The organism is Acinetobacter sp. YH12134, from assembly GCF_013418555.1.
GTDB classification, from domain to species: domain Bacteria; phylum Pseudomonadota; class Gammaproteobacteria; order Pseudomonadales; family Moraxellaceae; genus Acinetobacter; species Acinetobacter indicus.
Window position 1 is genome coordinate 30,164 of sequence record NZ_VPBT01000005.1, and the last position, 14,539, is coordinate 44,702.

At 45.5% G+C, this 14,539-nt stretch carries 10 protein-coding genes; 4 read left to right on the plus strand and 6 right to left on the minus strand.

The features are described from left to right. Positions 1-29: 29 nt before the first annotated feature. Both FTU69_RS05180 and FTU69_RS05185 read right to left on the minus strand, forming a co-directional pair. Positions 30-467 carry a hypothetical protein gene (locus tag FTU69_RS05180; RefSeq protein ID WP_005178205.1) on the minus strand — a complete coding sequence of 146 codons (438 nt, stop codon included), beginning with the start codon at positions 465-467 and terminating at the stop codon, positions 30-32. Between the two features lie 195 nt (positions 468-662). Beyond that, complete coding sequence (locus FTU69_RS05185) at positions 663-2,231, minus strand: phospholipase D family protein (RefSeq protein WP_180088322.1); 1,569 nt, start codon at positions 2,229-2,231, stop codon at positions 663-665. Positions 2,232-2,354: 123 nt separating this feature from the next. Here FTU69_RS05185 and FTU69_RS05190 point away from each other — a divergent pair, with 123 nt between their 5' ends. Then, a complete protein-coding gene (locus tag FTU69_RS05190; protein ID WP_016658079.1) occupies positions 2,355-3,470 on the plus strand; it encodes an S-(hydroxymethyl)glutathione dehydrogenase/class III alcohol dehydrogenase in 1,116 nt (371 codons plus the stop codon). A gap of 313 nt (positions 3,471-3,783) precedes the next feature. After that, the gene (locus tag FTU69_RS05195) at positions 3,784-5,892 is read left to right on the plus strand and encodes an EAL domain-containing protein (protein ID WP_180088320.1); all 2,109 of its coding nucleotides are present in this window, start codon (positions 3,784-3,786) and stop codon (positions 5,890-5,892) included. A gap of 73 nt (positions 5,893-5,965) precedes the next feature. Here the strand turns inward: FTU69_RS05195 and FTU69_RS05200 are convergent, their stop codons facing one another. The 3 genes from FTU69_RS05200 to hppD form a co-directional block, all read right to left on the minus strand. Beyond that, a complete protein-coding gene (locus tag FTU69_RS05200; RefSeq protein WP_180088318.1) occupies positions 5,966-7,186 on the minus strand; it encodes an amino acid aminotransferase in 1,221 nt (406 codons plus the stop codon). Between the two features lie 14 nt (positions 7,187-7,200). Beyond that, the gene (locus FTU69_RS05205) at positions 7,201-8,583 is read right to left on the minus strand and encodes an amino acid permease (protein ID WP_005178192.1); all 1,383 of its coding nucleotides are present in this window, start codon (positions 8,581-8,583) and stop codon (positions 7,201-7,203) included. Between the two features lie 151 nt (positions 8,584-8,734). Further along, a complete protein-coding gene (gene hppD / locus FTU69_RS05210) occupies positions 8,735-9,793 on the minus strand; it encodes a 4-hydroxyphenylpyruvate dioxygenase (protein WP_016658083.1) in 1,059 nt (352 codons plus the stop codon). An 874-nt stretch (positions 9,794-10,667) separates the two neighbouring features. Between hppD and FTU69_RS05215 the strand changes: the two genes are divergently transcribed. Both FTU69_RS05215 and FTU69_RS05220 read left to right on the plus strand, forming a co-directional pair. Beyond that, on the plus strand, positions 10,668-11,723 hold the full coding sequence (locus FTU69_RS05215; protein ID WP_180103566.1) for a 3-deoxy-7-phosphoheptulonate synthase: 1,056 nt from the start codon (positions 10,668-10,670) through the stop codon (positions 11,721-11,723). 253 nt (positions 11,724-11,976) lie between these two features. Then, positions 11,977-13,170 carry a PilT/PilU family type 4a pilus ATPase gene (locus tag FTU69_RS05220; RefSeq protein WP_045794791.1) on the plus strand — a complete coding sequence of 398 codons (1,194 nt, stop codon included), beginning with the start codon at positions 11,977-11,979 and terminating at the stop codon, positions 13,168-13,170. A gap of 58 nt (positions 13,171-13,228) precedes the next feature. Here the strand turns inward: FTU69_RS05220 and FTU69_RS05225 are convergent, their stop codons facing one another. Further along, a complete protein-coding gene (locus FTU69_RS05225; RefSeq protein ID WP_180103567.1) occupies positions 13,229-14,410 on the minus strand; it encodes an MFS transporter in 1,182 nt (393 codons plus the stop codon). Positions 14,411-14,539: the final 129 nt, after the last annotated feature.

Genomic DNA, 14,539 nt, shown 5'->3' on the forward strand with positions numbered 1-14,539 from the left:
TTTCAGCAGTAAAAGCAGAATAAAAGGACTTAAGCTCCGTATTCCACATAATCCCATAAATTCAGGCGGGCTTTAATTTCCTTGCGGATTTGCGGCAACATCGGTAATAAAGTGCCATCAATCCATAAGCTGAGGGCTTGGGCTGAGAGCGGTTGCTGTGCATCATCCACCAGTTGTGCACCTTTGACCATCACTAAGGTTTCCTGTTCAGCCGCAGTTTCTACACCCTTAAACAACACCTGCAATTCAAAACCGGTGTCCTGAATCAGCCATTCCAGTTCCAGCTGAATATTCTCATTCGATTGCAACACTACCTGACCTTCAAGCTGCTCCGAGTCGGACAGGCAATCATGTTCGACCCGCACTTTGGCCAGAAACCACTCTTGCTGGCCCAATTCATTCAGGGTTTTAGTCGGGCTGAGAATATCACTTAATTTAAATTGACGGCTTAAATCAAAAAATTGCATGAGGAGAGATCTAAAAAAGAAGAAAAATAAAGCGTGAATTTTAAAGTAATGTAGCAGAAGAGTAAAACCTTCTGGCGATAAATACGAAGTGAGAGATCACACAATCTCTCCGGGTATCGGGTTTGCTGCAAACCCATAGAGCAACTCGTATTCAATTATCTTGGTCAATGTATATTTACTGTAATGTGGATGTCATTACATCATCCACTCGATTGGGACATGGGTCATTAAATTCATCACAAAACGCTGGAAACTGGTGGTTTCCGGATCAACCTTGTGCTGAATCACTGAACCATCTTTTTGATAATCCAGCCAGATAATATGTCCTTTCTCATCCAACCTTAGTTCATAGGCAATTTGCGGCAGGTACTGATTCAATGAATCTGAAATTTCATCTTGAAGCTCATCAGATTCCAAGACCAGCCCAACTTCAGTATTTAAAAAGGCCGAGCGCGGATCAAAATTAAAAGAGCCAATAAACACCTTGCCATCAATATCAAAGAATTTGGCATGCAGGCTGGAAGCACTGCGGCCTTTGGCCGGAATCACGTTACCGGTAATAATTTCATACCAGGTGCGTTCTTCGCGCTGAATATCACGCTTGAATTCATACAGTCGAATACCACTGGCCAATAGCTGCGGCCGGTATTGCTGATAGAAGGCATGTACAATCGGTACATCATTGGCCATATACGAGTTGGTCAAAACCCGGATATCAATGCCGTTTTCTGCCAGACGGCTCATATAATCCGTACCACGTTGAGTCGGAATAAAATAGGCAGACACCAGTTCCAGATGCTGATCGGGCGTGCCCATAATCTGGATCATCTGATGGTAAATCATCTCTTCATCTTTGGCTTTGCCCTGGATTTTTTCTGGCGGGTCAGCCACAAAATGCGCTTTGGCCCAATGATAGGAACGCTGTTTTAAATACTGCGCCACCTGTTGCTCGGCAAAACTGATCCGACGTTGCACCTCCTGTTCATCCAGTTGCTGGCTGGCATATTTTTCCCGCAGCAAGGTCAAGCTATTACGATGGTATTTATTGCTGTTCTGGTCCATCAGCTGGACCAGATTAAAACTCAGTTCATGGTTCCAGAAAGCACGGAAATTATCGTTGGCTTTTTTGACCGCATTACCGGCAAAGAGAATATCTACATCGGTAAACTGAAAGTCATCACTGGCATCAAAATATTCCCGGCTGATATTGCGGCCACCGGTCACGGCAATCGCGCCATCGGCAATAATCAGTTTGTTGTGCATGCGGTGATTCACTGCCTGCATCCGGAAGGCATAATCCAGTGCCCGAAAATGACGGAATTTATAAGGATTAAACAGGCGAATTTTAAAGTTCGGATGATGGCTGAGTGCCAGCAAGGTATCGTCCAGTTGGGTGCCATTCTGGTCATCAATCAGTAACCGGACCTGTACCCCGCGGTCGGCGGCTTTGAGTAATTCGGCCAGCACTAAATGACCAATTTCGTCATCGGTCCAGATGTAATATTGCAGGTCTAAATGATGTTTGGCGTTATGAATTAAATGTAAACGTGAAGCAATACTGATAAATCCGTCATACAGCGGTAAATAGGCGGTTTGTCCGCGTTGTAGTTGTGCCTGTGCCTCTGGTCGCGGCATCCAGTGTTCAAAATCTGGTTCAATTGGCGCATCCTGCGCAGCATAGTTCTGTTCAAGCGAATTACAACCGGTACATGCCAGAATCAGACAGCACAACCAGATCATGTTGTAATATTTTAATGGCATCATTTTTATGAAGTAGATTTTTACTGATTCATATAGATTATCATGATGTTATAGGTTGAATCTGTTGATAAAAAGCGGTTACTGTAAGACATCTGTTAAAGACGTATCAAAAGGATGATCAATTTCATGAAATCAAGAGCTGCGGTCGCATTTGGTCCGGGTCAACCCCTTGAAATTGTAGAAATAGACGTGGCTCCGCCAAAAGCTGGAGAAGTCTTGGTTAAAATTAGTCATACCGGTGTATGTCATACGGATGCCTTTACCTTGTCAGGTGATGATCCTGAAGGGGTGTTTCCAGCCGTGTTGGGTCATGAAGGCGCGGGTGTGGTGGTGGAAGTCGGTGAAGGTGTGACCAGCCTTAAACCGGGTGATCATGTGATTCCACTGTATACCGCGGAATGTGGTGAATGTCTGTTCTGTCAATCGGGTAAAACCAACCTGTGCGTGGCGGTGCGTGCTACCCAGGGTAAAGGTTTGATGCCAGATGGCACCACCCGTTTTTCATATAATGGTCAACCCATTTATCATTACATGGGCTGCTCAACTTTCAGTGAATATACTGTGGTGGCCGAAGTGTCACTGGCCAAAATTAACCCCGAAGCCAACCATGAACAGGTGTGCTTGTTGGGCTGTGGCGTAACCACCGGTATTGGTGCGGTGCATAATACTGCCAAAGTACAGGAAGGTGACAGTGTAGCCGTGTTTGGTTTAGGCGGGATTGGTCTGGCCGTGGTGCAAGGTGCGCGTCAGGCCAAAGCCGGCCGTATTATCGCAATTGATACCAACCCGGAAAAATTTGAACTGGCCAAACAGTTTGGTGCGACTGACTGCATTAACCCGAATGATTATGAGCGTCCAATTCAGGAAGTGATTGTTGAAATGACCGGTTGGGGTGTTGATCATTCTTTTGAATGTATCGGCAATGTCAACGTGATGCGTTCCGCGCTGGAATGTGCCCATCGTGGCTGGGGCCAATCGGTGATTATTGGTGTGGCTGGTGCCGGTAAAGAAATTTCGACCCGTCCATTCCAGTTGGTGACAGGCCGTAAATGGATGGGCACTGCATTTGGTGGCGTTAAAGGCCGTTCACAATTACCAGGCATGGTCGAGCAGGCCATGAAAGGTGATATTCAGCTGGAGCCTTTTGTTACCCATACCATGCCGTTAGAACAGATTAATGAAGCATTTGACTTAATGCATGAAGGTAAATCAATTCGTAGTGTAATTCATTTCGAGTCGTAATGACCTTATCTAAAAAACACCGGGCTTAGACCCGGTGTTTTTTTGTATCTGCACTCACAGAAACCATCACAACTGATATCTTTTTTCTATCAAAACTGCCCAGTCTCGCTACAAAGTAGAACTAGGCTGCATGCTTAAAGTCAGGAATATGCACAGAAAATTGTATATTTTTAAGCCATTATAATTACAAAAAGAATATACAAAAACTGGGTATTTTTATTTACCGTGGGTTAAAAATAATTTTTATTGCTCTTATAATACATATTTGTATAGAAGTGTGATCTTATTGGCACTATAACTCGGAAAATGCGATATGAGTCATATTAATCTGCTTGAGGTATTAAAAGACAAGTCCAAACAGGTCACGCCTAAACTTGAGAAATCTCCTTTTCAGAAAGACTTTATTCGCGCCATTGAAATGATGCCACAACTGATTTGGGTTAGTTCAGCCGGACATCATCTATATAATTCTAATTTTAAACAGTATCTTGCTTCAGATGAGCAAAGCCTGACTGCTCAAAGCTGGCTGAATGCCATTCACCCGGAAGATGCCGAGCATCTGTGTTTTTTATGGGAAAGTGCGCAAAAAAGCGGCCAGAGTTTTGAAAAAGAATGCCGGATTCGGGATCGTCAGCAGCGCTATCACTGGTTTCTGTTAATTACCCGAAATTCGCATCAGCTCGAGGGCTGTGACCAGTGGATGATCAGCTGTACCAATATTCATGACAGTGCAGTGAAATATAGGGAAACCAAAGATACCTTACGTGCCCACACCCATATGCTGGATGTCAGTGTTGACTGTATCAAGATTGTCAAACCGGATGGCTCTCTGTCGCATATGAACCGTTCAGGTTGCCAGGCGTTGCTGGGCAAAGAGCGGGAAAAGAATTTCGGCATGAAATGGCTCGACCTGTTACCGCCCGAAGCCCGTGAAAAAGGTCAGCAGGCCATTCGTGAGGCGATTAAAGGCAAAAATTCCCGTTTCCCGGGTATGAGTATTAACCAAGATGAAGTGAAATACTGGGACAATATGCTGACCCCAGTGCTGAACGAACACGGCGAAACCACCAGTATTTTATGTGTGTCACGTGATGTGACCTTGCAAAAAATTGCCGAAGATAAATTAAGACTCAGCAGTGAAGTCGATGATCTGACCAAGCTGATTAACCGCCGAACCTTCCGGAAAAAAACCAAACAGGCAATTCAGGTCGCCAAAGAAACCCGCACATTGGTCGGGGTCATGCTGATTGACCTGGATCATTTTAAAAATATTAACGATACCCTGGGCCATCAGGCCGGCGATCATTTATTAAAAGTATTGTCCAAACGCTTTCAAAAATATATTTCAGAACAGGTCAGTATTGCGCGCCTGGGTGGTGATGAGTTTGCCGTGGTGGTGCATTCGGTTGAAAATGAACAGCAGCTGATTGAACTGGCCAAGAAGTTTGCCAAACTGCTGGATGCACCCATTACCTATAGCGGCCGGGTCATTAACTGCGGCATGAGCATTGGCTGTTCGATGTATCCCAAAGATGCCAGAGAAATTCCCGAACTGATGAAATGTGCCGATACCGCGCTGAATGACCTGAAAGCCGGTGGCCGAGGTGGCATCCGCATGTTTGATCATTCTATGCTGGCGGCGGTCCAGAGCAAGGCAGAGCAGTTGCAGACTGCACGCATGATTATTCGTGAACAGCGGATTGTACCGTTTTATCAGCCGAAAGTGTGTATTGAAACCGGTGAGCTGATTGGCTTTGAGGCTTTATTACGCTGGCAGGATGCACAGCAGCGTTACCGTTATCCGAAAGAGCTGCTAGAAGCCTTTAGCGATTATGAGCTGACTACAAAAATCAGTGAATTGATGCAGCAGGCGATTTTTAGTGATTTACAAAGCTGGATCAAACAGGGTCTACAGACGGTGCCGGTGTCAATTAATGCTTCGCCGGTGGAATTGACGCGCGATAACTACGCAGAAGTGCTGTTAAAACGGATGCAGCATTATCAGATTCCGGCGCAATTAATTGAAATTGAAATTACCGAGCAATCACTGGCCGAGCGTGGCTCTGAATGTGTGATTCGTACCATCCATAAACTGAAACAGGCCGGTATTCGCATTTCGCTGGATGATTTTGGCACCGGGCATTCTTCCTTAACCCATTTACGTGATTATCCGGTGGATAGCCTGAAAATTGACTGTGATTTCGTCAACCGCATCAATAGTGATAAATCCATTCAGGCCATTGTCGAGGCGATTATCAAGTTAGGGCCGGTTTTATCTCTGGATATTATTGCCGAAGGTATTGAAACCAAAGAGCAGTTTGAAACCCTGAAACAGTTTGGCTGCCATTTTGGTCAGGGCTATTTGTTCAGCAATGCGGTCAATCAGGATGAAGCCAAGCAGATGTTAAAAGCCGCTATATAAGCTTCAAGTTTCTATGATAGAAAAATATAAAAATGGGCACATGGCCCGTTTTTATTTGCGAGGAAACAGAGGTTTAAGCAGTGAGTGCAGTATCGCTATATTGTAATACCTGTGCCATGGCATGTGCCACTGCATCAACATTGTTCTGGTTTAGTCCTGCCACACACATCCGGCCACTACGCACCAGATAGATACCAAACTCCTGCTTGAGCTGATCGACTTGGGCTGCACTCAAGCCAGTATAGCTGAACATGCCGCGCTGCCGGGTCAGATAGTCAAAAGATTGCCCCGGTAAGGCAAGTTCGAGCTGCTGTTTTAAACGCTCACGCATCTGTTGAATGCGCTCACGCATTTCGGTCAGTTCGTCCTGCCAGCTTTGGTACAGCGCCGGCGTGTGCAACACATGCTGAATCAGCATCGCGCCGGTAGTCGGCGGGCTGGAATAAATCCGGCGTACAGTGGCTTTCAGCTGGCCTAACACACTTTGGGCGGTGGTGGCATCATCACAAACTGCACTTAAGCTGCCAACCCGTTCGCCATATAAAGAGAAAATTTTGGAAAATGAATGGCTGACCAGAAAATTCAGGCCGGCCCTGTCCATCGCCCGGATAGCATAAGCATCTGCGTGAAAATCTTCGGCGAAGCCCTGATAGGCCATATCCAAGAGCGGAATTAGCTGCTTCTGCGCCAGTAGCTCAATCAGCTGATCCCACTGCGCTGGCAACAAGTCGGCACCGGTCGGGTTATGACAGCAGGGATGCAGCAGGACAATACTTTGCGCCGGCAGCTGTTGCAGGCAATCCAGCATGGCAGCAAAGTCCACCTGACCGCTATGCGGATCAAAATACGGATATTCATGGCAACGAATGCCGGCGCCCTGGAAAGTCGCAATATGGTTATCCCAGGTCGGGCGGCTAACCCATAATTCAGAGGCTGGAAAATAGCGTTTTAAGAAATCTGCCGCCACTTTTAGTGCGCCCGAACCGCCCAGCGTTTGTAAGGTCACTACACGGCCGGCCTGACAGGCCGGGCTATCTTCGCCAAAAATTAGCGCTTGGACGGCGCTGTTATAAGCCGGCATGCCTTGCATCGGCAGGTACAGTTTGACCTTCTGCTGCTCGGCATTTAGGTCCTGATAAGCCTGCTGGATGGCACGCAACTGCGGAACCTGCTGGGCCTCGTTATAATACAGCCCGATACTGAGATTAACTTTATGCGGACGCGGATCATGCTGGAATTCTTCCATCAGGGACAGAATCGGATCGCCGGCATAGGTATCGACATGTTGAAACATAAACTCTTCCTGAATTAATAGCTTTTGGCTTTGATGAGCGCAGGATCGCGCGCCAGTTTTTTCTGTTTAAGGTAATAGGCCAGCGATAACAGGCCAATCCATACCGGCAGCAGACCGACTGCAATACGCATCGATGGGGTCTGGCTCATAATCACCAAGATACCGAGCATAAAGGCAATACACAGGTAATTGGTAAACGGATAGGCAATACTTGGGAACAGGGTTTGCTGTTGCTGCGCCAGCATCTGACGTTTAAATTTCAGATGGGTATAGGAAATCACCACCCAGTTAATCACAATGGCTGCCACCACCAGCATCATCAACAGGCTGAACGCCGTTTCCGGGAACAGGTAATTCAGCAGCACACAGAGCAGGGTGAAAAAGGCCGAAACCATCACCGCATTTACCGGAATACCGCGTGAATTGATTTTGCTTAAAAACTTCGGCGCATTGCCTTGTTCCGCAAGACCTAAAAGCATACGGCTGGTACAGTAGTTGGTGCTGTTATAGACCGACACCGCAGCAGTCAAGATCACGAAATTCAGCACGGTAGCAACGCCTTGACTGCCTAAGGAGTCAAACATCATCACGAACGGGCTGCCGCCTTGTGCCATCTGGTTCCATGGATATAAGGCCAGAATAATCAGCAGGGTTAAAATGTAGAATAATAAAACCCGGTATACGATCTGATTGACCGCTTTCGGTAAGGTCTTTTTCGGGTTGTCAGTTTCTGCTGCGGCAATACCGACCAGCTCAATACCGCCAAAGGCAAACATGATCATGGCCATTGCCATCACCAGGCCCATCACACCATTGGGGAAAAAGCCGCCAAGTTCCCATAAATTGCTTAAATGCGCCTGCGGACCGCCGTTACCGGACGCCAGCAGATAGCTACCAAACGCAATCATGGCCACAATCGCCAGCACTTTAATAATCGCCAGCCAGAATTCCATTTCGCCAAACAGTTTGACATGCAGCAGGTTAATCACATTAATAAAAATAAAGAAGCCCAGTGCTGAGACCCAGGTCGGAATCTCCGGCCACCAGTAATGGATATACAGGCCAATGGCACTCAGTTCGGCCATACACACCAGCACATTAAGTACCCAGTAATTCCAGCCCGACATAAAGCCGGCAAACTTGCCCCAGTATTTATAGGCAAAATGACTAAAAGAACCGCTGACCGGTTCTTCGACAATCATTTCACCCAGTTGACGCATCATTAAAAATGCAATCAGGCCAGCAATGGCATAACCCAGAATGACCGACGGGCCGGCCAGTTTAATGGTCTGGGAGATGCCGAGGAATAATCCGGTGCCAATTGAGCCACCGAGGGCAATGAGCTGGATATGCCGGTTGCTCAAGCCCTTATGTAGTTTGCCATCATGTTGTTGCATCTTTTATCATCCATGTAAAATCGACATCACTGTGTTGTTATTGTTTTGGCGCAGGTGATGTGATTGCTGAAATTTAAACATGCGTCGCCCCTGACACATGCCAAATCGCATGTGCAAGAGCGGCGTTGTCGGGATTTAGAACACCTGAAAATCAGGCAGAGACGTCAAGCACGCCACGTTTAATCTGGTCGCGCTCAATCGATTCGAACAGGGCTTTGAAGTTTCCTTCGCCAAAGCCATCATCTGCTTTACGTTGAATAAATTCGAAGAACACCGGGCCAATCATATTTTCCGAGAAAATCTGTAGCAGCAGGCGTTTTTCACCATCTTTGGTATTGCCATCCAGCAAAATGCCACGCTGTTGCAGCTCTGCAGTCGGTTCGCCATGTTCCGGTAAACGTTCTGCCAGCATTTCATAATAGGTTGCCGGTGGTGGAGTCATAAACTTGGCGCCCAAGGCCTTGAGCTTGTCCCAGGTCGCCAGTAAGTCATCGGTTGAGAAGGCAATATGCTGAATGCCTTCGCCGTTAAATTCTGACAGGAACTCGGCAATTTGTCCGTTGCCTTTGTCCGAGTCTTCATTCAGTGGAATACGGATTTTGCCATCTGGTGCAGTCAGCGCTTTTGAGGTCAAACCAGTGTATTCACCTTTAATATCGAAGTAGCGGATTTCCTGGAAATTAAAGATTTTTTCATAGAAATTGGCCCAGTACTGCATCCGGCCTTTGTAGACATTATGGGTTAAATGGTCAATTTCTTTTAAACCGGTACCCACCGGGCGCGGATCAACACCTTCAAAGAACTCGAAATCCTGCTGATAAATATCGCAGTCGACCAGAAAGATCGGTGAGCCACCAATGCCTTTAATCGCTGGAATATTCAGTTCCATAGGACCAATCACGTTTTTGATTGGTTCGGCACCGAGTTCGAGCGCTTTCTGATAGGCACGGGTTGCATTTTTGGTCTTAAAGCCCATGGCACAGGCCGATGGACCATGTTCATTAAAGAAATATGATGCATAGGATTCTGGCTGATAGTTCAGAATGATATTGATGTCGCCCTGACGCCATAAGTAGACATTTTTGGATTTGTGCTTAGCCACTTGGGTAAAACCGAGCGTTTGAAAAACTGAATCCAGAGCGCCATTTTCAGAGACAAATTCAATAAATTCAAATCCGCATAGCTCTAAAGGGTTAGCTAAGTTGTGCATGTTCCATCCTCATGTATGGTGAGCAATCCAATTGCTTCACTTGTTGTTTTTGCAGGAATTTCCTGAAATCAGGGCGTTCCAGATGAAAATATCTTAGCAAGAGTTAATCTTTGTTCAATACGTAATATGATTACGTATTTCGTAATTAATGACTCAAATCAGGCTTAATGATAAATTAAAGTAATGATATTTATAAAATATTGTTTTGTGTTTTATTGGTGAATAGGAAGAAATATAATTGTAACTTTTTGTAAAAGATGGTGGGTGGGCTATGATTTTTAATGAATTAGTTAATGATTTTAAAAGGTTTTTAATGGTGGTGTTTTGACTGTAAATATCCAATAGAAGGTAATTTTAATGCGGATAATTTTTTATCCAAAAGTAATTTGAGTCTTTCGACGTGATTTAACCCGGAAGATAGGAGATCAATTGGAGGAAAGCTGTGTTTTGCTAAATGTGAAAGGAAATCCGGAAGAATGCTAAAAAACATCCAGAAAACTATTGTCAAAGCTGGAAATAGCGCGTATTTTATTTTTCAGACACATACTTTTTTGAAGAAATAAAGATGTTAAAGCAACCTGTAATCTCAAACGCATACTATTACTTCTGGCAGTTTAGATAATTGCCTGAACGCGTTCGGGCAAAATAAGGTTGCCCACCAGTTGATACCTGATCGGCAACCCTGATCAGGTTTTTTTATATCTTGAATTTAATCAATCTTTTGGAGATTCTCATGCGTACATTTAACTATTCATACTTTAGCAACTTTTATTGGTTTTACTTTAGTCAAGCTATGACCAACCTGACCTGTATTAGACCCATATCGCTCAAATAAAAGTTCGGACTGTCAGACCACAGTCCAAAGGAAGAATCAATGAACGCTTTAAATACTGCATTACAACAATCTTCAGCCAAAGAAACAATTTTAAGCTTACCTTATCAGCTCAAGGCGCAATTGCCGCTTTCTGGCGCGCTGGCACAGCAAATTGCCGAGCAGCGTCAAACCATTCAGAATATTCTTAACGGTACCGATTCACGTTTGCTGGTGATTACCGGCCCATGCTCCATCCATGATCCTGCGGCAACACTAGAATACGCACAAAAATTACAACAACTGCAAAGCCAGGTGGCAGACCAGATTTTCCTGGTAATGCGCGCCTATATTGAAAAACCGCGCACCACGGTTGGCTGGAAAGGCTTCTTATACGATCCAGAATTAAACGGTTCATCCAATATGCAATTGGGACTAGAAAAGTCACGTGAACTGTACTTGCAAATTATTGAAATGGGGTTGCCTATTGCCTCTGAAATTCTAAGCCCGATGGCAACAGCCTACTTTGACGATTTACTGGCCTGGGGTGCGATTGGCGCGCGTACCAGTGAATCTCAGATTCACCGTGAAATTTCTAGCCACATGCCGTACAGCATTGGCTTCAAAAATGGTACCGATGGTTCGGTACAAATTGCTTTAGACGCGATTCAATCGGCTTCACATCCGCATCAGTTCTTAGGCATGAGCCAGCAAGGTTTACCGTGTATTTTAGAATCACAGGGCAACCCGAAAGCACATCTGATTTTACGTGGCGCCAATGCTGGCCCGAACTACCAGCTGGCTGAAATTGAAAAAATCAAAGCCAAAGTCAAAGGCGAGATGCCAGCGCTGGTGATTGATTGCAGTCATGGCAACAGCAGTAAAAATCCGTTATTACAACCAGAGGTGTTAAAAACCATTGTGGCAGAGCGTGCACAGACTCAGGTTCGCGGTGTCATGCTGGAAAGTCATCTGGTCGATGGACAACAGAAAATCTCGGATCAGATGACCTATGGCCAGTCCGTGACCGATGGCTGTTTAGGCTGGAACAAGACTGAACAGTTATTGTTTCAGGTCGCACAAGAACTGGTCTTACGACCGTTAAAACGTAGTGCTTAAACTGCAATTGTATTGAATGAATAGCCCCTGAACCTCAGGGGCTTATTTTTTATCAGCACCTTAAAATTAAAATAGAAAAGTTTGATGAAATTGGCAGATTATCTTGAATTTTTTGAATAAGTTGAAATTTTTATTGATTGTGAAATCAGGATGATTGATGCAATATCGACAACATGCTTAGCGCTGCCAATCGGTTGAATACCGGCGCGTTGGGGCCAAAAATGATGACAGAACAGATAGTGAATAATTGATGATGTACAGTGCAGAATTACTCGAAGATGCGCGTAAGTTTATGTTTCATATGCTCAGCAAAGTGGTTGAGTTTGGGGGATCAGATTTATTTATTACCGCGGATTTTCCACCGAGCATTAAACATCAGGGCATGATGAAAGCGCTGGGACAACAGGCGCTGACCGCAGAAAAAACCAAGCTGTTTGCCTACAGCCTCATGAATGAAAAACAGCGTAGCGAGTTTGAAACTGATCTGGAATGCAACTTTGCCATTAGTGTGCCGGAGGTATCGCGTTTTCGGGTCAATGTGTTTCAACAGCAGCTGCATGTCGGGATGGTGATTCGAACCATTAGCGCGGAAATTCCAAACTTTAGCCAGCTGAAACTGCCGGAATCGCTGAAGCATATTATTATGGAAAAGCGCGGTCTGGTGCTGGTGGTGGGGGGAACCGGTTCAGGTAAATCGACCTCTTTGGCGGCGATGATTGATCATCGTAATGAAAATTCAGCCGGGCATATTATTACCGTGGAAGACCCGGTGGAATATGTGCACAAGCATAAAAAGTCGATGATTACCCATCGTGAAGTCGGGGTCGACAGCCATTCCTGGCACAATGCGCTGAAAAATACCTTACGTCAGGCACCGGATGTGATTTTAATTGGCGAGATCCGCGACACCGAAACCATGGAACATGCGATTGCCTTTGCTGAAACCGGGCATTTATGTTTGGGCACCTTGCATGCCAATAACGCCAACCAGACGCTGGACCGGATTATCAACTTTTTCCCGGAAGAGCGCCGTAACCAGTTGCTGATGGATCTGTCGTCCAATATGAAGGCCATTATTTCCCAGCGTCTGGTGCGTACCGAAGATGGTAAAGGCCGCCGTGCGGCAGTCGAGATTATGCTGAATACGCCGCTGATTTCTGAACTGATTTTAAAAGGCCAGTTCCATGAGTTAAAGTCGATTATGGGCAAATCGCGTGAACTGGGCATGCAGACGTTTGATCAGGCTCTATTTGATTTGTATAACGAAGGCGCGATTTCCTATGAAGAAGCAATTCGTAATGCCGATTCGATGAATGAATTGCGCTTACAGATTAAATTGAAAAGTAACCGGCCAAGCGAAGCTTCGGCAGCTATGAGCTTTAGCATGCTGGAAGAGCCAAAACCGGAAGATGAAGATACGGAATCTGCTCCTCAACAGAGTGCTTAAGCTGCAATTTATCTAGCATCACTTAAAAAATAAAACGCCCAATTTGGGCGTTTTTTATTTAGGCCGTGGCTGGGTGATTAACCACAAACTTATAAAAGAGCAGACTCGACAACACCACTCCGGCACAGACCAGATAGGTGATACTATAGCCTTGCCAGCTAATCAGTAAGCCGACCAGCAGCGAACCGAGGGCAATCCCAATATCGTAGCAGGTGAAGAAAGTTGAGGTGGCATGGCCAATCCGCGATTTAGGCGCACGCTGAATCGCCAAGGTTTGTAAACATGGTTGCAAGGTGCCGAATCCCATCCCAATAAAGATCGCAGAGACCATAAAACTGACCACACCCTGCATCTGGCTGAGCAATGCCAGACCTGCGGCAAACATTAAGATTGAAGGATAAATCACATAGCGTGGACCATAACGGTCATAAATTTTCCCGGTAATCGGGCGCAGGCTCATCATGGAAATAGCAAACACAATAAAGAACATGCTGGCATAACTGAGCAGGTCTTTTTCTTCGGCATAGGTGGAAATAAAAGACATGATGCTGGCATAGGAAAAGGCCACCAGCATCGCCATCACTGAAACCGTTAAGGCTTTTTTTTCCATAAAGTCATGCAGCGACAGCTTACGGCGAACAGTTTCAGCAGTCGCATTTTTTTCTGGCTCACGTAGCGGAATCATAAAACAGAAGGCAAAGCCCAGGCTGATAATCACCGCCAGCACAGTCGCGATAATGCTATAGGACCAGGTCTGGATTAAGGAAATGCCCAGCAAAGGTCCGAGGACAATCCCTAAATTCACCGACATAACAAAATAACCCATACCTTCACCTTTACGCTGCTCCGGAATAAAGTCATTGGCAATTGGTACGGTAACGGTGGTTAAAATACTGAACCAGATACCTTGAATAAAACGGATGATCAGCAGCAGGGTCAGGTTGTCAGCAAAAATATAGGCAAAAGACAGCAGGCAGAACATGCTTTCGGACAGGAACAAGGTCTTTTTACGGCCCAGCTTTTCAATAATCAACCCGCTAAATGGCCGCACCAGAATAGAGGACACCATAAACAGGGTCATGGCCAGACCGGCCTGCGCCAGTGAACCGTTCAGCTCATTCAGGATATAAATTGGCAGAATGGTGGTCTGGGCAAAATAGAAAATAAACAGAAACAGGTTATTGGAAAAACACAGAAGAAAAGGTTTGTTCCATAAAGGCTGTGACGCGGTGTTTGACATATTAAACCTTTGTGCTGGGATCAATAGGGCGTTTGTTGTTGTGCTGATCTGCCGCTATTGATATATGGGAGAGACAAGGCCTATCTTTAATTATTTTATGGTAAAAATATAGTATTGCTATAATTTATG